This window comes from Rhizobium sp. USDA 3886 (assembly GCF_056279785.1).
Genome location: NZ_JBWCDC010000001.1, coordinates 309,902 through 328,524, shown reverse-complemented (window position 1 = coordinate 328,524; position 18,623 = coordinate 309,902). Strand labels below are relative to the sequence as shown.

Here is an 18,623-nt window from a genome sequence, read left to right as displayed (position 1 = left end):
AATTTTCGATCAACAAGCCATCGGCCATGATTGCCGCAACAGCAAATCGGAGCACAGTCATGGACAAGATCGTTACACTTCAGACGCCGGGCGGCATCGAACAACTGCAGGTCTTGGAGCGCACGCCAAAGCGGCCTGGCCCCGATGAGATCCACATACGGCACGAAGCGATCGGCATGAATTTCCTCGACATCTACCACCGCAAGGGCATCTATCCCCTGCCGGCCTATCCGGCCGTCCTAGGCGTCGAGGGCGCGGGCATCGTAGAGGCCGTTGGCACCGGCGTCACCGAGCTGAAACCGGGTGACCGCGTTGCCTATGCCGGCGCGGTCGGCGCCTATGCCGAAACACGCCTGCTGCCCGCCGCGCGCGCCATCCGCCTTCCGGATGAGATCCCGTCGCGCGTCGCCGCCGCCTCGATGCTAAAGGGCATGACCGCCTACATGCTGCTGACGCAAACCTACAAGGTCGGCCCCGGCACGATCGTCCTCGTCCATGCGGCCGCGGGCGGCCTCGGCACCATTCTGGTGCGATGGGCAAAACATCTCGGGGCGACGATCATCGGGACCGTCAGTTCGCAGGAAAAGGCCGGGCTTGCCGGCAACCACGGCGCCGATCACGTGATCGTCGGGCGCGACGCGGATGTGGTCGGCGAAGTGAAACGGCTGACGGGCGGCCGTGGCGTCGATGCCGCCTATGACGGCATCGGCGGCAGCATGCTTTCTAAGACCATCCAATGCGTGCGCCCGTTCGGCGTCGCCGCAACGATCGGACAGGCCGGCGGCCCGATACCGCCGGTCTCCGTTGAGGAGTTGCGTCCCGGAAAATCGCTCACGCATCCGAGCATCATGGCCTACATCGTAGACGGCGAAAATTATGCCGCCGCCGCCAAGGCGACAATCGAAATGACGCAGTCGGGCATCGCCGCAACGATCGCCGGCGAGTATGCCTTGGCAGATGCGGCAAAGGCGCAGCAATTTCTCGAAAAAGGAGGTGCCGCAGGGAGCCTGATTCTTGTTCCCTAGGCGACGAAAGATGTACCCTTCTGCCTGAAAATCATGTTAAGGCCCATGACGTTATCCAGATGTGAAAGTCTTGTCCATGGCCACTCCTCTCACCATCGCCGACCTCAAGAAACTCGCCCAGCGCCGAGTGCCGAAAATGTTCTTCGACTATGCGGATTCGGGCGCATGGACAGAGTCGACCTATCAGGCGAACGAGAGCGATTTTGCCAAGATCAAGCTGCGCCAGCGGGTTCTCGTCGACATGACGAACCGCACGCTGGAGACGACGATGGTCGGCCAGAAGGTCTCGATGCCGGTGGCGCTCGCGCCGACGGGTCTTACCGGCATGCAGCATGCCGACGGCGAGATGCTGGCGGCCCGTGCAGCGGAAGAAGCCGGCGTCCCCTTCACGCTCTCGACGATGAGCATCTGCTCGATCGAGGACGTCGCCTCGGTGACAACGCGACCCTTCTGGTTCCAGCTCTACGTGATGAAGGACAAGGACTTCGTCATGAACCTGATCAACCGCGCCAAGGCGGCAAAGTGCTCGGCACTGGTTCTGACGGCCGACCTGCAGATCCTCGGCCAGCGGCATAAAGACCTGCGCAACGGCCTCTCCGCTCCGCCGAAATTCACGCCGAAGCATATCTGGCAGATGGCGACGCGCCCCGTCTGGTGCCTCGACATGCTCAAGACCAAGCACCGTACCTTCGGCAACATCGTCGGCCATGCCAAGAATGTCTCCGACCTCTCCTCGCTGTCCTCCTGGACAGCTGAGCAGTTTGATCCGCAGCTTTCCTGGGCCGATGTCGCCTGGATCAAGGAAAAATGGGGCGGCCCGCTGATCATCAAGGGCATTCTCGATGTCGAGGACGCGAAGGCGGCAGCCGAGACGGGCGCCGACGCGATCGTCGTCTCCAACCATGGCGGCCGCCAGCTGGACGGCGCTCCCTCCTCGATCAGCATGCTCCCGCAGATCGTCGATGCCGTCGGCCACAAGATCGAAATCCATCTCGACGGCGGCATCCGCTCCGGCCAGGACGTGCTGAAGGCCGTGGCGCTCGGCGCCAAAGGCACCTATATCGGCCGCCCCTTCCTCTACGGCCTCGGCGCCATGGGCAAGGAAGGCGTGACACTGGCGCTCGCTATCCTCCGCAAGGAGATGGACATCACCATGGCGCTCTGCGGCAAACGCGACATCAACGACGTCAACTCGTCGATCATCGCCGGACGGCAGTAGCGGCACCATTTACGAGATACACATAAGTGTGTATAACATCACATTCATGAAGAGTGCAAACGTCATCGCGTTGCTAAAAGGATGGCTGGTTCGAGGTTGCCCGTAAGGGCAGCCATATGCAGCTGAAACACCCTATAAAATCCGCCCGCGTGACCGTTCCCCATCCAAGGCGCGACATTCCGATTGGCACTCTTAAGAGCATCGAAAAGCAATCCGGTCTCAACCTGAGGTGATTATGCGCAACTATATCGGACTGATCCATAAGGAAAGCGACAGTGACTATGGCGTGTCTTTCCCTGATTTTCCAGGCGTCGTGACGGCAGGGAGAAGCCTGGACGAGGCGCGGAAAATGGCAGAGGAAGCCTTGGCATTCCATGTCGAAGGCATGGCTGAAGATGGCCAAGCCATTCCCGAACCATCCAGCCTTGAAAGCATCATGGCGGATCCGGAAAACGGCGACGGTGTTGCAATTCTCGTGAGCCTCAAAACGCCAGCCCGCAAGGCGATTCGTATCAACATCACCCTTCCGGAAGACGTACTTGAACGCGTGGATGCATTTGCCGCGGCGCAGGGATTGTCCCGTTCCGGCTTTCTCGCGCGAGCGGCGAAACATGAAATCGATCGCGGCGAAGCAGCTTAAAACGGCGGCATTCTTCCCGTTGCCAGCGCGGCCGCCCAATCCGCGCGGCCGTTTGCTTTTGCAAGTCTCGACATCGCCATGTGATCGTAGGCGACGTTGCGGAAATAGGGCGTCCAGCCGGACGCGGATTTCTCCAGAATGGCGTAGCTTGCCATCGGATGGCCGGTCTCAACCTTGTGCGGATAGGGCTTTTCATCGTTGTAAGCCGGGCAGCCGACGCTGCCGGGATTGACGATGAGACGGCCGTGCGAAAGGCGGACGGCGCGGGGGATGTGCGTATGGCCGCAAAGGATCAGCGGAAAGTCGATGCCTTCCGCGAGCGCCTCGATCTCCTCGGGCGGCTTCAGAAACACATGGCCCTCGGGCGCCACGGATTCCAGCCAGTACAGGTTATCGTCGCCAGGCGTGGCGTGGCAAAGATAGGCTTCTTCCTTATAGATCAGCTTGGTCGGCAACGATCGCAGCCAGTCGAGATGATGCGGCAAAAGCTGCTCGTGGGCTACCTTATCTGACGCATGCATGGCTTCGGGTTTCTGCTCGATCAGGTAGCGGTCGTGATTGCCGCGGACCGTCGGCAGAGCAAACGGGATGAGCAGGTCGGCGGTCTTGCCTGCCTCGAGCGGACCGCTGAAGCAATCGCCGAGATCGACGATGTCCGAAATGCCCTGCGCGCGGATATCGGCAAGGACCGCCGCCAGCGCCGGATGATTGCCGTGGATATCCGCGATAGCCGCAAACCGCATCGCCTAGCTCCCGCGATAGGTGGAATAACCGTAGGGCGAGATCAGCAGCGGCACGTGGTAATGCGCAGCGGTATCCGCAATGCCGAAGCGGATCGGCACGAGATCGAGAAAGGCCGGGTGCGGCAACGGCGTGCCCGAAGCACGCAGATAGTCGCCCGCATGAAACAGCAGCTCGTAGGTTCCGGCCTGAAAACTTTCGCCGGAGAGGATCGGCCCGCCGTCCACGCGTCCGTCCGAATTGGTTTCGACCGTCTTGATGTGATGGCGAATATCCCCATCCAGGCGAAACAGGTCGATCCTCAGCCCTTGCGCGGGCTTGCCGGAGGCCGTGTCGAGAACATGGGTCGTCAGTCCGGTCATAGGGCTGGCTCGCTGATGATGTATGGCGTTTCGAAGAAATGTTCTTCCAGATTATCGCCGGGTCCATCCCTGTCGACAACCAGAAAATCGCTCGGTTGCCCGAGCACCAGCAACGGGTGATGCCAGACGTTGCGCCGGTAGTTCACGCCCTGGCCGCCCCGCGCGAGAAACACCTGCGGCCTGCCGGGCTTTCCGTCCTGATCTTCAGAAACCGCCACCAGAAACGGCCGGCCGGAAAGCGGCGAGAAGCTCTGGCTGCCGAACGGATGCCGCTCCATCATGCCGATCTCGTAAGGAAAGCTGCGCGGCTGGCCGCGAAAGAGATTGATGACGACGCGCGCGCCCTCGCCTGCCGCTTCTGCCGTCGCCAGCGCATGGAAACGTTCGGTCGTGCCGCTGTTGATACAGCGCATGGTCGATGGATCGGCCTCGATGACGTCACCGAACGGCACGAAGGTAGTTTTGGTGAGGGGCTGGATGTCGAGAAGGTCCGTCAAAAGTCATTCACCTTGGGCGTGCCAGTGACGCAATCCATGCAATTGATCGAGAAGATCGGGAATGGCTGTTTGCGCAGTATCCCAAACGGTGTCTAGGTTCATGCTCATGTAGCCATGAGCGATACGGTTTCTCATTCCGCGCATTTTTTGCCAAGGCACGTTGGAAAATTCCGCTGCAAACTCGGGATATTCCTCCATGATGCGCGAGGTTGCATCACCGATCATCAGGAGGTTCATTCCAACTGCGCGCTGTCTGACAAGGTCCTTCAGAAATTCATCCTTGCTCATGTCCTTGACGAAATCGACGGTTTCGAATGCGACCTGCTGCATCTCGTCGAGATAGGTTCGAAGCCGATCGATACTCATACAGGCTTGGCTTCCTGCAGGACCCGGCTGCGGACACGTTCGGGAAAATCACCTGGCGTCAGAACGTGGATTTCCGTCCCGGACATCAGCGTCTGCAATTCCTCCAGCAACCCGCCGAGATCGAATAGCGTCGTCCCCGGCAGCGCATCGACAAGAATATCGAGATCGCTGTCCGGCCTGTCCTCGCCGCGAGCGACGGACCCGAAGACACGCGGGTTCGCCGCGTTGAAGCGCTTCGTCGCGTCGCGGATCGCCTGCCTGTTCTTTTCCAACACTTCCGACGGCTTCATCGAGGCATCACTCCTGATGCCTTGAATATAGGCGAGCCGCAATAAAGAAGAAAGAACTCACCCCTTCACCCCGAAAAGCCTCAGACGCATGATGCCGCCGTCCGGATGCATCGCGATGCGCGCATGCGTCACCGGCCCGATGTCGGCGATGGTGTCCGGGCCATATTCGTGGATGTGGTCCATCTGCAGCTTGGTGCGCGGCAGGATCGGCCTCCAGTTTTCCGAAGCCGCAATGTCCGTTTCGCTCAGTGTGTCGCCAAGATCGGGCAGATAGGCGCCGAGAAGCTCGCACGTGTCCGGGAAATTGCCCTTGAAGAAGGCGGTATCGACAATGACGCGCTTGATCCTGCCTGGATGGCCAAGCCGGATCACCGCCCAGTCATGACCCGGGCCGCGGCGGCGCTTGGTTTCCCAGCCGTCGCCCATATTGATGCCGCGGCCGGGGCCGAGCATCTTGTCGGGGTGGCCATAATGCGCGTCCGACCAGGCAAGCGACTTCGCGCCGTTGAAGATATAGGCAAGGTCGACTTCTTCATTCGCCTCGACGTTCGACCAGTCGAAATAAGCCGAACCATAAACGCGCAACCGGGCGACGCCGCCATCGGGATAGATATGCAGGCGCAGATGCGTCCAGATCTTTGCCTTGTCGGCGTTTTCGAAGAAGTGATGAGCGCTCGGTCCCAACGGCGACTTTGTGAGGATTTCGGTCCAGATGGTCGCCTCGGTCGGATCGCCGCCCTCGACGAAGGCAGCCTCGATCGAACAATGCGGCGGATAGTTGCCGGTGAAGTAGCTGGTATCGACATCGAAGCCGAAAATGCGGCCGGGCATCGCGAGCTTGACGATCGCCCAGTCGTGGCCGGGCACGCGCTTGCGGCGGCTTTCCCAGCCGTCCATGTATTTGCCGTTGTCGTCGTAAAGATCCGGATCGAAGCTCGCCGGCACATCCTGCAGCATGCGCTCCAGCGGCGCGAAGAACTCGTCCGTCGCATAAAGGCCCTTGGCGCCTAGGCGTGCGGAAGCAAGGTTGATCGCGCCGTTCGCGAAGGACGGCAGGCTGGCATTGGTATTCTCAGTCATTCACTTCTCCGGAAGCATGGATGTCAGGCGCAAAAGCGCAATCTTTTCGACCTCAGCGGCGGCGGTCGCAAACTCCTCGTCGCGGCTGTTACCGATGCGTTTCTCGAAAGCCGCGAGGATATCGTCCTTGTTCAGCCCTTTCACCGCGATGATGAAGGGAAAGCCGAACTTTTCGGTATATGCCTTGTTGAGTTCGGTAAAGCGGGCGTGCTCTTCGGCGCTCAGCCGGTCGAGACCGGCGCTTGCCTGCTCCTTCTTGCTGTCTTCCGTCAGTTCGCCGGCGATGGCCAGGCGTCCGGCAAGATCAGGATGGGCGCGAAGCACACCAAGACGCTCTTCTTCGCTTGCGGCGCGGAAGACAGCGACCAATGGAATGTGCACCTTGTCCACAGTCAACTCATCGCCGATGAAACCATCGTCATAGGCGCGCTCGGCAATGAAGGGCGAATGCTCGAAGACGCCCCCGAAGCGCGATACGAATTCATCCCGCCGGATCATCAGATCACGTCCTGCTTGTGGTTCTTGTGCCAATGCTCGGCGATCTCGATGCGGCGGGGAATCCACACCTTGTCGTGCTGCAGCACATATTCGATGAAACGCTTAAGCGCCGCCGCGCGGCCGGGACGCCCGACAAGGCGGCAATGCAGGCCGACCGACATCATCTTCGGGCTGCCGGCCCGGCCCTCTTCGTAGAGCGTATCGAAGGCATCCTTGAGATAGGTGAAGAACTGATCGCCGGAATTGAAGCCCTGCGGCGTCGCAAAGCGCATGTCGTTCGTTTCAAGCGCATACGGAATGATGAGGAACGGCTTGCCGTCGACGCCCTTCACCCAATAGGGAAGATCATCGGCGTAGGAGTCTGATGAATAAAGGAAGCCGCCCTCCTCCTGCACCAAGCGCAGCGTATTGTCCGAGGGTTTGCCCTGATACATGCCGTACGGACGCTCGCCGGTAAGCTCGGTATGAAGGCGCACGGCTTCGAGAATGTGCTTGCGCTCGAGGTCTTCCGGAAAATCCTTGTACTCCAGCCAGCGGTAGCCATGGCTGGCGATTTCCCAGCCGGCTTCCTTCATCGCTGCGACAGCTTCCGGATTGCGGGCCATCGCAAGCGTCACGCCGTAGACGGTCGCCTGAACCTTGAGCTCGGTGAACATGCGCCAGAGCCGCCAGAACCCGGCGCGCGAGCCGTATTCGTAGATCGATTCCATGTTCAGATTGCGCTGGCCTGGCCAAGGTGCTGCTCCGACAATTTCCGACAGCAGGTTCTCGGACGCCGGATCGCCATCGAGGATCGAGCTCTCACCGCCCTCTTCGTAGTTGATGACGAACTGCACGGCGAGCCGGGCCTCGTTCGGCCATTTCGGATCAGGCGTATTGCGGCCGTAGCCGATGAGATCGCGCGGATAGGTATCGGATGCCATCAAATCACCTTCTGAAGGATAGGTGAAACGGTAGCACCCGGAGACGGAATGTCGAGACGGAAATGCGAAACTGACTTTCGCCGCTACGGCACAAGTCACCACGTCTGCGGCCGAATCAGATGCCTACAGCCCGTAACAGCGCGACGCAGAGGACACCAAGCACCACGGAAACGAGCATCGGCAGACCGAGTGCCGCAACGGCTGTGACCGCGCAGGCGATCGTTTCCGCGATACCGGTGGCAAAGGCGGTCGGCGCAACGACCGCCATCAAAACCGCAGGTGGTATGGATTCGATCGCCTTGCGGCGGCTTCCCTCCAGGGATACATGCCGCGCGAGCAGAAGGCCGCTCAGGCGCGTGAGAACGGTCGCAGCCGCCATGGCGACGATTGCGAGAAGAGTAGAGAAATCGACCGTCATTGCGTTACCTCCACACGCCGGCTGCCGCTGGCGACTGCCGCAAGCAGGCCGGCAACGGCACCGGCCGCGATATACCAGACGCCGGGCACGAAATGCTGGGTCGCCACCGCGGCCGCACCGCTTGCGAGCAGCACAGCACCGGTTTCCGGTCCCTTCCAGAAGCCCATGACCAGCACGATGAAGACGGTCGGAAAGGCGAAATCCAGCCCGAGCGCCGCGGGATCACCTAGGAAAGCGCCGAGCGTCGCACCCGCAAGGCTCGAAAGCACCCAGGCAAGATAGAAAGGTGCCGCAAGCCCCGCGAACCAGGCTGGTGTGAGCCGCGCAAGGCCGGCACGGAATTCCGCCATCGCCCAGATCTCGTCGGCAAGAAACAGGCATGCGAAATAGCGCCTGCGTCCGCCAAAGGCCTGCATCTTGGTGCCGAGCGAGGCGCTCATCAGCACGTGCCGGATATTGACGAGCAGCGCTGCAAAACCGGCGCTCGTCCACGAGGCCGGATGCATCCAGATATCCATCGCCACGAACTGCGATCCGCCGGCAAAGACCAGTGCGCTCATCAGCGCCGTCTCCACCGGAGAAAGCCCCTTGGTGGCTGCAACCGCGCCGAAGACGACGCCGATCGGTATGACGGCAGCGATCAGCGGCGAAATGGCCCGCATGCCCCCCAGAAACTCCGCCCATTTTCCATTCCCGTTCACAATAGGATCTCCGATTTGCTGGGAGGTCTTAGAATGGAGATGAATGGCCGTCTTGAACGAAAGTGATTACCGCGCGCGGTATTGGCCGGGCGTCACTCCGGTGCGCGCCTTGAAATGCCGGCTGAAATGCGCCTGGTCGGCGAAGCCGCATTCGAGGGCAATCTCGGCCGGCTGTCCGCCGGCCTGCAGCTTGCGCCGGGCAACGCGAATGCGGATATCGGTGAGGAAGGCGTGCGGCGTGATGTGGAATTCCTTGCGGAAGGCGCGGATCAGGTGCGCGCGGCTGAGGTCTGCCACCGCGGCGAGCTCTTCAAGCCCGACATCGGAAACGTAGTTTTCCATCAGGTAATCGCGGGCGCGCTGCACGGCGGATCGCTCCCGCGTATCGACCGGCACGATGATCGAACTGCCGTGATGCCGGAACATGGCCTCGAGCACGAGAAACATGCCCTGGCTGGTTTCCAGCGCGCCGGCGCCCGATTCCAGCGCGCGATGGGCATCGTGAAAAGCGTCGGCGAGCAGCGGATCGTGAAGGATCTGCTTGCCGAAGGCAGGCGTACCGCCGAAGGTGCGGCCGGTGACGTCCTCCAGGATTTCACGGAAGAGCGACATGTCCGGATAAATCATCCGGTAGCGATAGCCGCCCTCGACAGGCGCGCCGTCATGGATTTCGCCGGGATTGATCAGGTAGAGATCGCCAGGCCCTGAGCTTTCGCGTGTGCCCCTGATGGTCGCGATCTGGCTGCCGCTTTCGATGGCGCCGATGCTGAAGGTCTCGTGGGCGTGCGGTGCAAACTCATGCGTGAGGAACGTCGCGCTCAGGCACTCCATGCCACCGAACCGGCTGTCACGCCAGAATCGCGTCGTCTCCGCTCGCGACAGCGGCATGGCCCCGGTCGCCTGTTCCTGGGAGATGTTGTCCATCACCCGGATATAGCATCTTCGGGCCACCCGTTCTTGAACAAAAGTGATCAGGCGATCTTGCGCGCGCTAACCTTGCCCATCGGATGCAGCGAATGGACCCGGAACGGCCCGCCGGTGCCTTCCTCGATCATCAGTGCGATGTTGGCGACAGCGACCGGTTCCGCAAGGACAGCGTCGAAGACACTGCTGAGCGCCTGCTCGATGCGCGGCATGTCGACAAGATTGACTGGCCCCGTCAAGGGCATATGGAAGCGGAATTCGTCCATTACATAGGGATAGCCCCAGCGATACAGGTTGGCGAACTGCGCGGCCGAAAGCCCGTCCGGATCGCTGCGCTCGATCTCCGCCTCGGAGAGCGGCGCACGGAAGCGATCGAAATGCTGCACGACTGCGGAAGCGAGATAATGCATGTGATCGCAGGGAACCGACGGCACGAGGCTGAAATAATTGCGCAGGCGCGCCACTTCGACGCTTGGAATTAGGAATGGCTGCAGACTGCCGGAGAAGCGCATCATTTCACGCAAGAGTTGTGATTCCGAAACATCCGGTGCAAGATAGAACGGAGCCTTCAACACGCCATGGAAGCCGTAGCGGCGCGGCACGGCGGTATGGAATGCGATCTCGTGGATGCCGATGCCGCGAATGGCTGGAGGTTCGACCATCTCGCCGGAAAAGACGTTGCGGCCAAGCCAATTGGCCGCCACCTGGGTGAGCGGATCGCTCGGCGCAGGCGTGAAGCAAATGGCATAGCGCATGCAATCTCCTCGATCGAAGGAAGGCGCGCGGGCGATTCCGGCGCCGTCGATGCGCAAGCAGATAGGTGATTTGCATGACAGAATAACGAAAAGAACCGGCTTCTAATTCACGTTTAACGTGAAGCAACCACGATGTGGCTCGAAAGCGCGAAATTTTCCGGCAGAACGAAGGGTGCGGACCGGCCCGCCGCCATATGCATGGCAGCTTCCGCAAGGCGGTGAGCGAGACCGAAACTGACCTTGAAGCCGCCGGTCAAGGCGATGAGCTTCGGATACGCCGGATGCGGGCCGATCATCGGATCACGGTCGATCGCCTTCGGACGCAGGCCGGCCCAACGCGCGATGACCGGGGCATCCCGAAGCACCGGGACCATCTCGCGCGCGGCCTCGACCAGCCCGTCGAGCTGGGCATCCGTCGACGCCGGATCGTCAAAACGGTTCTCGCTGGTGCTGCCGATGGCAGCATGGCCACCCTCATGGGAAACGACATAAAGGCCGTCGCGGAAGATGGTTGGAAAGGCGGGATCGACATCAGCCTTCAGTAAGGCCGCCTGCCCCTTGACCGGCTGACCGAGCGGCTTGACGAGTCCGGGCGTGAACTGTTGCAGAAGCGGAAACGACCGGTAACCCGCGGCGATAATGCAGCGGCCGAACGCAATCTTTCTTCCGCCAACATAGGCAAGCCCGCGTTCTGGTTCGAGGCCGCCGACTGCTTCATTCTCGATGATGCTCACATTCTTCGCCTGGCGGAGAAAGGCGACAAGAGTGGCAACCAGCTCGCGGGGCGCGACGCGGGCGGCGAGCGTATCGTGCACGAAGCCGCTTTCGCCAGCGGCAGGATCGATCCAGTCCGCGACCGGCGGAGCATCCGCGACATGCCAGTAGAAGTCGCGGCCGCCCTGATGCCAATGCGTTTCGGCATCGGCGGAATGGGTAAGCGCGATCTTGCGCAGGTGCGGCTTCGGTAGCGGGATGATGCGGCCCGAGCGGCGGTAGCCGGCGGATAGGCCGGTCGCGGCTTCGATCGCGGCGATCTCGCTTTCGAGGGAAACCAGCGCATCGAACTGGAACTGCTTCTTGGCATTCCATTTGTCCGGCATATGCGGCATCAGCGCCCCAAGCAGGCCGCCGCTGGCGCCCTGCCCCAACGCGCCTGCGTCGGCGAGCAGCGTATCAATGCCAAGGCGTTCGGCATGCACCGCCGCCCAAAGCCCCATAATGCCGCCGCCCGCGATCAGCAAGCTGAAGGACGATTGACCGGAGGAGACGACCGCATTATCGGCTTTAGGCATGACAGACAATGATCCCGACCAGATGGGCAGCACGAGCCAGCCGCTCGAATGGCGCGACGGCGATATGCCCTATTCGCCGGCCTTTGGCGACCATTTTTATTGCCAGACGGATGGCCGGCTCGAATGCGGCCACGTCTTTCTGGCGGGCAACGGCCTGCCGGAGCGCTGGACCGGCAAGGATGACTTCCGCATTGGAGAATTGGGCTTCGGCACCGGGCTGAACTTCGCCGAGACATGGCGGCAGTCGAAGGCCCACCGCAAGTCCTGGCAGCACCTGCATTTCATGTCCTTCGAACTCTTTCCGATGCGCCGCGCCGAGATCGGCCGCGCCCTCTCGCACTGGCCGGAAATCGACGCCGAGCGGCAGACGCTGACGGCGCTGTGGCCGGGCGAATCACAGGGCACCATTACTCTCAATCTCGATTCCCAGACAACGCTGAGCGTCGTCTGCGGCCCGGCAATCGATGGCGTTGCGGCCGCCGAACCCGGCTTCGACGCTTGGTATCTCGATGGCTTCGCACCGTCGCGCAACGCCGACATGTGGTCGGAAGAACTGATGCGGCTCGTCTGCGAGAAGACCCTCTCCGGCGGGAGCTTCGCTACCTATACCGCGGCAGGCTTCGTCAGGCGCAATTTGATTGCCGCAGGCTTTACCGTCGAACGGCGCAAGGGTTTCGCCGGCAAGCGCGAGATGCTTTGCGGCGTAAAACCCTAAAACCCCGAGCGGCCAGGCAACTGCTCGCTCCTGCCGAGCCAAAACTGGATTTTCTCTTCCAGCAGTTCGGGGCTGATCGGCTTCGACATATAGTCGTCCATGCCGGCATCAAGGCAGAGTTCGCGGTCGCTTTCGAGCGCATGCGCCGTAACTCCGATGATCGGCACGCGGTGCCCCTGCCCGCGCTCGCGGGCGCGGATCGCGCGGGTCGCGTCGTGCCCGTTCATCACCGGCATCGAGACATCCATCATGATGATGCGCGGTGTATGCGCCTGCCATGCATTGACCGCCTCCTGGCCGTTGTTGACAACGAGGAAGCTCAAGCCCGTGCCCTGCAGGATCTGCGTGAAGACGATTTGGTTCACCTCGTTGTCCTCGGCGACGAGCACATCGATGATCGCCCTATGCGACTCGACGGGCGGCGCGGCAGCCTCCGGCTCCTTGACCTCCCGCCCGGCCTGCAGGCGAACGATTTCCGCCGCCGATGCCTGCTTCACGCGGCTTGCGCGCACGACCTCGACGATCGTGTTGCGAAGAAGATCGGCGCGCGCCGGCTTCATCAGATGCGCATGGCCGTTGAGGGCCGCAAACTCCTTCTCCGTGCCGGAGATATCCATCGAGGTCAGGAAGATGATCGGCAGATTCTCGAAACGGGCGTCGGCCCGTATCATGTGCGCGACTTCCGCGCCGTTCATTTCCGGCATGTGATAGTCGAGCACCACGGCATCGACCTGGACGCCGATCTGGTGCGCGGCCTCGAGGATGGCCATTCCTATCCTGCCGCCCTCCGCAGCCACGCCGTCAAAGCCCCAGAGTGCCAACTGCTCAGTGAGGATGCGGCGGTTCACCTCGTTGTCGTCGATGACGAGCACCCGCGCGCCGCGCACATTGACCGGCAACGGCTTGGGCTCGAGGCGGGCGGCGGCGATGGCTAAGGGCAGATTGACGGTAAAGACCGAGCCCTTGCCGGACTCGCTTTCAGCGTTGATGTAGCCGCCGAAGAGATCGACCAGGCCGGCGGTGATGGCAAGACCGAGGCCGGTGCCCTCGTGGCGGCGCGTCGAAGAGGAATCGACCTGCGAGAATTTGTCGAAGACAGACTGCAGCTTGTCGTCCGGAATGCCGATGCCGGTATCCTCGATCCTGATCTCGACCATGATCTCGCCGTCTGATCCCGGCCGGAAGCCGATATCGACGAAGACATGGCCCTTCTCGGTAAATTTGACGGCGTTGCCGACGAGGTTCGTAACGATTTGGCGAAACCGCCCGGCATCGCCGATGACGGCGGCAGGCAGGTTCGGATCGGCGCGCACGAGAAGCTCGAGGTCCTTCTCGGCGGCCGGCGAAGAGAGCAGCGTCGCGACGTCCTCGACCGCTTCCACCGGATCGAAGGCCGCCTTGCGGAGCGTCATCTGTCCGGCGTCGATCTTCGAGAAGTCCAGAATATCGTTGATGATCGTCAGAAGCGCGTTGCCGGACTTGACGATGATGTCGATGAATGTCTTCTGCCGCGCATCGAGATCGGTCTTCGCCATGAGCTCGGCCATGCCGAGCACGCCGTTCATCGGCGTGCGGATTTCATGGCTCATATTGGCGAGGAATTCCGACTTGGCGCGGTCGGCTGCCTCCGCGCGCGCAAGCAGCCGCTGAAGCTCTTCCTCACGCTCCTTCATTTCGGTGACGTCGGTGAAGAGCGCGACCCAATGCCCGCGCTCGCTGATCGTCGCCTCCATGTTCACCCAGCGCTCGCCGGCGACGTGGAACACGGTAGCGATCGGCTGCTTCTCGGTAATGTTAGTGCGCCAATAGTGCAGCACATCGGCGGCTGCACCCTTGAAGTCGCCGCGATCGGCGCAGAAATTGAAGAGGTCGATCCAGCCTCTGCCCGCCACCAGATATTCAGGCGGAATGCTGAGGACGCGGAAAAGGGCATCGCTGGAGAGCTTTATGAGACCGTCCTGGACGATGGCGAGCCCTTGCGGCATAGCCCGCGTCGCGTCCCGCATCAGTTCGCCGAGATGCTCCAGGGCAGCGCGCGCCTCGTGGATTTCCTTCTCCCTCGCGCGAATGGCGCTCATGTCGGAATAGGAGAGCAGGATGCGGTCGTTCGAAATGCGGCGGCTGTCGAAGATAATCGACTTGCCGCCCGACCAGCTGAGCTCGATCGGTTCTGATTCTGCATCCGCGCCGAAATGGCGCTGGCGCTCTGCCAGGATATCTTCCGGGCTACGCTCGTAGCCGTAACGCCCGAGTTCGTAATTGCGGCGGATGACGTCGATGAACGGCCGTCCGTCGAAACGATCCTCATGCGGGAGATCGCATATCGCGTAGAATTCGTCGTTGATGTAGAGGATATCGAGACTGTTATCGAGGATCAGCATGCCAACCGGCAGCGAACGCAGGATGTTTTCAATGTCGCGATGCAGGACTTCGGCATGCGTCTGCGATGCGATCAGTTCGGCTTCGCGCTCCTTGAGTGGGGAAATGTCTGAGAAGGAGCCGACGACATAGACCTTGCCGTCCGGCGTCCGGACGCGATTGACGCGCGACAGGATCGGGTAGACCGTGCCGTCAGTGCTCGGAAGCCTTCCTTCCACTTCCGTAAGCGAGCCCTCCTTGAGCGCCAGCACGTTTTCTTCGTAGATGCTGGCGCCACCCTCCTCGCCGAACATCTCAAACTCCGTCAATCCAAGCACTTTCGACCGGATATGGCCGGTGAACGTCTCGTAATACTGGTTGGCATAGACGAGCCGGTGGTTTTCGTCGCGCACGAAGGCGGCAACCGGCAGATCTTCCATGATGGTGCGGAGGAGATCGAGCTCATTCACGCTCTCGTGCCAGCCGTTTTCAGCGGGCGATGCATTGCCGCCGCCGTTTCGATAGGCCGAATTGACGATCAGCGGCCGGCCGTCGTCAGCAAAAATGCCGATCGGATGATCGAGCTTTTCCACCGTCGCGCGGACGCGCTCGAAATCGGCGAGCAGCGCCCGGTCCGGCCCCGAAAGGACCGGACGGCGCACCTGCACGCGCGCCTCGAAGATGCCGAGAACATAGGCCCGGTCCTCCGATGGCATGAAGCTTTCGATTCGCACCCGCTCATGGGTGGCTCCGGCGGGATCGAAGCAGATAGCGGTTTCCTCGGTGCCGAAGACCAGAGCACGGCGCTCCTTGTCCTCGCGTTCCTCTTCCTCGGGACGGTCGAGGATTTCGCGGCTCCGGCCGCCGATGAAATCGGAAATTTCCCTGCCGAAGAAGCGGGCATAGGCTTCGTTGACGGCGACATAGCGAAGCTCGCTGTTCTTGACATAGGCCGGGGTCTCCAGATCAGCGATCCGGCTGCATGCCAGTTCGAGAAGGTTCCCCGCAGATGTCAAAAAGCGCCCGCTCCTGCAATGAATGAATGAGAAGGCCGACCATACAACCGAGCGGCTTAACAGAGCTTTAACCATAAGGATTAGGCAAGCGCTTTTGCGGCGCGGCGCCGGATCGAGGCAACGGCGTTAGCGCAAGCGGGCTGGAACCATGCTATACTCTCCTTCGTTGTAAGGTTGAACTCGATCAGCTGGCCGCGTTTTGCCACGGATTCTCCTGACGGCTTCAAAGAACGAGCTTCGTCTACGAAAGGAGACGCTCATGTCCGTACTTCATAAAGGCATGGCGGCGGGCCTGATGGCATTGACTTTGGCGAGCACTTCGCTCGTTACGGCAACACCTGCGCATGCCAATCATCAGTTTTGGGGCGGTGTCGCCGCCGGTGCCATCGGCGGCATCCTGCTCTCGCATGCCGTGCGGCCTTATCCGGCATACGGGTATTATCCAGAACCCTACTACTATAGGCCGTACTACAGGCCCTATCCGGTCTATCGCCCTTACGACCGGCCCTTTTACCGGCCTTACTATCGCTCCTACTACCGGCCCTACCCGGTCCATTACCGCAGCTATCGATATTGCGATGTGGAACGCCGCTACGATCATCAAGCGGACGTGTGGGTCACCGTCCGGGTTTGCCCCGGCTATTGAGGAACCCGTCTGCGCCACGGCGCCGTCTGCTCGGGCGGCGCCTGCAACGCCTTTCTCGCGTTCGTCCCTTGACTTTCAACCCGAACTAGACCAAATGCAGGCCAGCTTTCACCTTCCGGCCGCCGCGTGAGCTGCCCCTGCGAAAAAAGACAAACGCAAGAAGAAGGACAAAAGCGCATTTCATAGGATGCCGCGATCCCAAGTGCGGCCAGAAGCGCTGGAAAGTTTTTCCAACACACAAGTTCCCACTTCACGCGGGGTTCTTGACGCCAGAATGATACTGGACCGCATGGTGCGATCCGGCACGTCGTTTCGGCGCCCCGAAAGGTTATGCCTTGACTAATTTTGAATCGCTTGGTGTCTCCAAGCCGATCGTCGCCACGCTTTTTCAGCTCGGCATTGAAACGCCAACGCCTATTCAGGCGCAGGCAATCCCGCTTCTCCTCGAAGGCCGCGATCTGATCGGCCTCGCCCAGACCGGTACGGGCAAGACCGCCGCCTTCGGCCTGCCGCTCATCGAAAAGCTGCTTGCCGACGACAAGCGGCCGGACAACCGTACGACGCGCACGCTCATCCTCGCTCCGACCCGCGAACTGGTGAACCAGATCGCCGTCAACCTGAAGAACTTCCTGCGCAAGTCGCACCTGCGCATTAACGTCGTTGTCGGCGGCGTATCGATCAACAAGCAGCAGCTGCAGCTTGAAAAGGGCACCGACATTCTCGTCGCGACACCCGGCCGCCTCCTCGATCTCATCAACCGCCGCGCCATCGGCCTCACGGCCGTACGTTACCTCGTGCTCGACGAAGCAGACCAAATGCTCGATCTCGGCTTCGTGCACGACCTGCGTAAGATCGCCAAGATGGTGCCGAAGAAGCGCCAGACGATGCTGTTTTCGGCGACCATGCCGAAGGCCATTGCCGACCTCGCCGCCGACTTCCTGACCGATCCGGTCAAGGTGGAAGTGACACCTCCGGGCAAGGCTGCTGACAAGGTCGAGCAGTACGTCCACTTCGTCAACGGCAAGAACGATAAGACCGATCTCCTCAAGAAGTCGCTGACCGAAAACCCGGATGGCCGCGCCATCGTCTTCCTGCGCACCAAACATGGCGCCGAGAAGCTGATGAAGCATCTCGAGCATGTAGGCTATTCCGTCGCCTCGATCCACGGCAACAAGAGCCAGGGTCAGCGCGAGCGCGCCCTCAAGGCGTTCCGCGACGGCGACATCAAGACGCTGATTGCTACCGACGTGGCCGCCCGCGGCATCGACATCCCGGCCGTCAGCCACGTCTTCAATTACGACCTGCCGGAAGTTGCGGAAGCTTATGTTCACCGCATCGGCCGTACGGCCCGCGCCGGACGCGACGGCATCGCAATCGCATTCTGCGCCCCTGATGAAGCACGCCTACTCCGCGACATCGAAAAATTAATGAACATCAACATCACCGTTGCAAGCGGCGAAGCACCGGCCGACATGCGTGCTGCGCCCCGCCGTACAAATGGTAACAGCAATGGCAACGGCAGCAACCGCAATCGAGGTGGCCAGGGCCGTGGTGAGGGTCGCGGCGAAGGCCGTCCGGGCGAACAACGCTCCGGCATTCGCCAGGATCGCCGTCCGCGCCGCGAAGGCGAAGCCGCCGGCGTTCGCGCCAACACCGAGGAGCGCCGTCCGCGGCCCGAGCGCCAAACTGCCCGCAACGAGGACTTCCGCGGCCAGCGCCGTGGCGAAGTCACGCCGCAGGGACCGGATAACGATCTCGTCTCGACCTCGGATTTCCGCCCGGGCAAGAAGCCGCAACAGCGCCCGCACGGCAACGCCGATGCGAACCGCCATCACCCCGGCGGTGCCCGCAACGCGCACGGCCGCCCTGGCCGCAAGCATGGCGAGGATCGCGGCCAGCAGGCACATGGCGAACAGCGCCAGGACGGCTCCGGCGGCATGCGCCGCAAGGGCCCCCGCAATGGCGGCGGCCAGCGCCGCGAACAGGCCTGAAACAGAACTGAAAAAGGCCGGGTATCTTCCGGCCTTTTTTTATTTTAAGCTCGTGCATGACGGTTGCCCAGCCAGGCAGAATTCCGTCACGATGATGTCAGTGCATTCCATACCGGCGTTCGTCACGAACGCCACGCATGTTGATCACACCCGTCCTGAACTGCCT

20 protein-coding genes and 2 pseudogenes are annotated in these 18,623 nt (G+C 61.4%); 7 read left to right on the top strand and 15 right to left on the bottom strand.

Features of this window, described 5'->3' with window-relative positions:
* The first annotated feature begins 59 nt into the window (after positions 1 to 59).
* From ACZ9BX_RS01630 to ACZ9BX_RS01615, 4 genes and pseudogenes are all read left to right on the top strand, one after another.
* Complete coding sequence (locus tag ACZ9BX_RS01630; protein WP_476215276.1) at positions 60 to 1,025, top strand: quinone oxidoreductase family protein; 966 nt, start codon at positions 60 to 62, stop codon at positions 1,023 to 1,025.
* A gap of 76 nt (positions 1,026 to 1,101) precedes the next feature.
* On the top strand, positions 1,102 to 2,244 hold the full coding sequence (locus ACZ9BX_RS01625; protein ID WP_132561264.1) for an alpha-hydroxy acid oxidase: 1,143 nt from the start codon (positions 1,102 to 1,104) through the stop codon (positions 2,242 to 2,244).
* A 46-nt stretch (positions 2,245 to 2,290) separates the two neighbouring features.
* Positions 2,291 to 2,477: pseudogene (locus ACZ9BX_RS01620) on the top strand (type II toxin-antitoxin system HicA family toxin).
* Between the two features lie 2 nt (positions 2,478 to 2,479).
* Positions 2,480 to 2,884, top strand: coding sequence for a type II toxin-antitoxin system HicB family antitoxin (locus ACZ9BX_RS01615; protein WP_476215273.1), 405 nt, complete (start codon positions 2,480 to 2,482; stop codon positions 2,882 to 2,884).
* On the opposite strand, the gene ACZ9BX_RS01610 is transcribed toward ACZ9BX_RS01615, so the two are convergent.
* The 13 genes from ACZ9BX_RS01610 to ACZ9BX_RS01550 form a co-directional block, all read right to left on the bottom strand.
* Complete coding sequence (locus tag ACZ9BX_RS01610) at positions 2,881 to 3,627, bottom strand: metallophosphoesterase family protein (RefSeq protein WP_476215271.1); 747 nt, start codon at positions 3,625 to 3,627, stop codon at positions 2,881 to 2,883. The genes ACZ9BX_RS01615 and ACZ9BX_RS01610 overlap by 4 nt on opposite strands.
* A 3-nt stretch (positions 3,628 to 3,630) precedes the next feature.
* Positions 3,631 to 3,987 carry a hydroxyisourate hydrolase gene (gene uraH / locus ACZ9BX_RS01605; RefSeq protein ID WP_027508255.1) on the bottom strand — a complete coding sequence of 119 codons (357 nt, stop codon included), beginning with the start codon at positions 3,985 to 3,987 and terminating at the stop codon, positions 3,631 to 3,633.
* Positions 3,984 to 4,484, bottom strand: a complete 501-nt coding sequence (locus tag ACZ9BX_RS01600; protein WP_476215268.1) for an ureidoglycolate lyase — start codon at positions 4,482 to 4,484, stop codon at positions 3,984 to 3,986. Before ACZ9BX_RS01600 ends, uraH begins: the two co-directional genes overlap by 4 nt.
* 3 nt (positions 4,485 to 4,487) lie before the next feature.
* Positions 4,488 to 4,850, bottom strand: coding sequence for a HepT-like ribonuclease domain-containing protein (locus ACZ9BX_RS01595; protein WP_476215266.1), 363 nt, complete (start codon positions 4,848 to 4,850; stop codon positions 4,488 to 4,490).
* The gene (locus tag ACZ9BX_RS01590) at positions 4,847 to 5,140 is read right to left on the bottom strand and encodes a nucleotidyltransferase family protein (protein ID WP_086994518.1); all 294 of its coding nucleotides are present in this window, start codon (positions 5,138 to 5,140) and stop codon (positions 4,847 to 4,849) included. The genes ACZ9BX_RS01595 and ACZ9BX_RS01590 overlap by 4 nt, the downstream gene beginning before the upstream one ends.
* A 57-nt stretch (positions 5,141 to 5,197) precedes the next feature.
* Complete coding sequence (gene alc, locus ACZ9BX_RS01585) at positions 5,198 to 6,220, bottom strand: allantoicase (RefSeq protein WP_476215263.1); 1,023 nt, start codon at positions 6,218 to 6,220, stop codon at positions 5,198 to 5,200.
* Positions 6,221 to 6,718 carry a 2-oxo-4-hydroxy-4-carboxy-5-ureidoimidazoline decarboxylase gene (gene uraD, locus ACZ9BX_RS01580; RefSeq protein ID WP_476215261.1) on the bottom strand — a complete coding sequence of 166 codons (498 nt, stop codon included), beginning with the start codon at positions 6,716 to 6,718 and terminating at the stop codon, positions 6,221 to 6,223. It lies immediately after the preceding gene.
* Positions 6,718 to 7,641: an allantoinase PuuE gene (gene puuE, locus ACZ9BX_RS01575; RefSeq protein ID WP_476215259.1), complete on the bottom strand. Its 924-nt coding sequence runs from the start codon at positions 7,639 to 7,641 to the stop codon at positions 6,718 to 6,720. The genes uraD and puuE overlap by 1 nt, the downstream gene beginning before the upstream one ends.
* Before the next feature lie 115 nt (positions 7,642 to 7,756).
* Positions 7,757 to 8,059: an AzlD family protein gene (locus tag ACZ9BX_RS01570; protein WP_476215258.1), complete on the bottom strand. Its 303-nt coding sequence runs from the start codon at positions 8,057 to 8,059 to the stop codon at positions 7,757 to 7,759.
* Positions 8,056 to 8,721 (bottom strand): AzlC family ABC transporter permease, encoded by a 666-nt coding sequence (locus tag ACZ9BX_RS01565; protein WP_476219874.1) that lies wholly within the window; start codon positions 8,719 to 8,721, stop codon positions 8,056 to 8,058. The genes ACZ9BX_RS01570 and ACZ9BX_RS01565 overlap by 4 nt, the downstream gene beginning before the upstream one ends.
* Before the next feature lie 105 nt (positions 8,722 to 8,826).
* Entirely contained in the window at positions 8,827 to 9,684 is an 858-nt protein-coding gene (locus ACZ9BX_RS01560) for an AraC family transcriptional regulator (protein WP_476219872.1), read from the bottom strand.
* A 47-nt stretch (positions 9,685 to 9,731) separates the two neighbouring features.
* Positions 9,732 to 10,439 (bottom strand): DUF1045 domain-containing protein, encoded by a 708-nt coding sequence (locus ACZ9BX_RS01555; RefSeq protein WP_476215256.1) that lies wholly within the window; start codon positions 10,437 to 10,439, stop codon positions 9,732 to 9,734.
* Between the two features lie 113 nt (positions 10,440 to 10,552).
* Positions 10,553 to 11,731 carry an NAD(P)/FAD-dependent oxidoreductase gene (locus ACZ9BX_RS01550; protein WP_476215254.1) on the bottom strand — a complete coding sequence of 393 codons (1,179 nt, stop codon included), beginning with the start codon at positions 11,729 to 11,731 and terminating at the stop codon, positions 10,553 to 10,555.
* Between ACZ9BX_RS01550 and mnmC2 the strand changes: the two genes are divergently transcribed.
* Positions 11,730 to 12,446 (top strand): tRNA (5-methylaminomethyl-2-thiouridine)(34)-methyltransferase MnmC2, encoded by a 717-nt coding sequence (mnmC2, locus tag ACZ9BX_RS01545; RefSeq protein ID WP_476215252.1) that lies wholly within the window; start codon positions 11,730 to 11,732, stop codon positions 12,444 to 12,446. The two genes, ACZ9BX_RS01550 and mnmC2, sit on opposite strands and share 2 nt — an antisense overlap.
* Here mnmC2 and ACZ9BX_RS01540 read toward each other — a convergent pair.
* Both ACZ9BX_RS01540 and ACZ9BX_RS01535 read right to left on the bottom strand, forming a co-directional pair.
* Positions 12,443 to 15,820, bottom strand: coding sequence for a response regulator (locus ACZ9BX_RS01540; protein WP_476215250.1), 3,378 nt, complete (start codon positions 15,818 to 15,820; stop codon positions 12,443 to 12,445). The two genes, mnmC2 and ACZ9BX_RS01540, sit on opposite strands and share 4 nt — an antisense overlap.
* 80 nt (positions 15,821 to 15,900) lie before the next feature.
* Positions 15,901 to 16,026, bottom strand: a complete 126-nt coding sequence (locus tag ACZ9BX_RS01535; protein WP_280173940.1) for a hypothetical protein — start codon at positions 16,024 to 16,026, stop codon at positions 15,901 to 15,903.
* A gap of 53 nt (positions 16,027 to 16,079) precedes the next feature.
* Here ACZ9BX_RS01535 and ACZ9BX_RS01530 point away from each other — a divergent pair, with 53 nt between their 5' ends.
* Entirely contained in the window at positions 16,080 to 16,466 is a 387-nt protein-coding gene (locus ACZ9BX_RS01530; protein ID WP_476215248.1) for a hypothetical protein, read from the top strand.
* A 289-nt stretch (positions 16,467 to 16,755) separates the two neighbouring features.
* Positions 16,756 to 18,457, top strand: a pseudogene (locus ACZ9BX_RS01525) (DEAD/DEAH box helicase).
* Positions 18,458 to 18,623 lie beyond the last annotated feature (166 nt).

Bases quoted from the DNA above. Each gene is read 5' to 3' on its own strand.
- ACZ9BX_RS01555 (WP_476215256.1), bottom strand. From the start codon at position 10,439: ATGCGCTATGCCATTTGCTTCACGCCTGCGCCGAGCGATCCGCTCACC.
- ACZ9BX_RS01615 (WP_476215273.1), top strand. From the start codon at position 2,480: ATGCGCAACTATATCGGACTGATCCATAAGGAAAGCGACAGTGACTAT.
- ACZ9BX_RS01595 (WP_476215266.1), bottom strand. From the start codon at position 4,850: ATGAGTATCGATCGGCTTCGAACCTATCTCGACGAGATGCAGCAGGTC.
- uraD (WP_476215261.1), bottom strand. From the start codon at position 6,718: ATGATCCGGCGGGATGAATTCGTATCGCGCTTCGGGGGCGTCTTCGAG.
- ACZ9BX_RS01590 (WP_086994518.1), bottom strand. From the start codon at position 5,140: ATGAAGCCGTCGGAAGTGTTGGAAAAGAACAGGCAGGCGATCCGCGAC.
- uraH (WP_027508255.1), bottom strand. From the start codon at position 3,987: ATGACCGGACTGACGACCCATGTTCTCGACACGGCCTCCGGCAAGCCC.
- ACZ9BX_RS01570 (WP_476215258.1), bottom strand. From the start codon at position 8,059: ATGACGGTCGATTTCTCTACTCTTCTCGCAATCGTCGCCATGGCGGCT.
- alc (WP_476215263.1), bottom strand. From the start codon at position 6,220: ATGACTGAGAATACCAATGCCAGCCTGCCGTCCTTCGCGAACGGCGCG.
- mnmC2 (WP_476215252.1), top strand. From the start codon at position 11,730: ATGACAGACAATGATCCCGACCAGATGGGCAGCACGAGCCAGCCGCTC.
- ACZ9BX_RS01530 (WP_476215248.1), top strand. From the start codon at position 16,080: ATGTCCGTACTTCATAAAGGCATGGCGGCGGGCCTGATGGCATTGACT.
- ACZ9BX_RS01630 (WP_476215276.1), top strand. From the start codon at position 60: ATGGACAAGATCGTTACACTTCAGACGCCGGGCGGCATCGAACAACTG.
- ACZ9BX_RS01625 (WP_132561264.1), top strand. From the start codon at position 1,102: ATGGCCACTCCTCTCACCATCGCCGACCTCAAGAAACTCGCCCAGCGC.
- ACZ9BX_RS01550 (WP_476215254.1), bottom strand. From the start codon at position 11,731: ATGCCTAAAGCCGATAATGCGGTCGTCTCCTCCGGTCAATCGTCCTTC.
- ACZ9BX_RS01565 (WP_476219874.1), bottom strand. From the start codon at position 8,721: ATGCGGGCCATTTCGCCGCTGATCGCTGCCGTCATACCGATCGGCGTC.
- ACZ9BX_RS01560 (WP_476219872.1), bottom strand. From the start codon at position 9,684: ATGGACAACATCTCCCAGGAACAGGCGACCGGGGCCATGCCGCTGTCG.
- puuE (WP_476215259.1), bottom strand. From the start codon at position 7,641: ATGGCATCCGATACCTATCCGCGCGATCTCATCGGCTACGGCCGCAAT.
- ACZ9BX_RS01610 (WP_476215271.1), bottom strand. From the start codon at position 3,627: ATGCGGTTTGCGGCTATCGCGGATATCCACGGCAATCATCCGGCGCTG.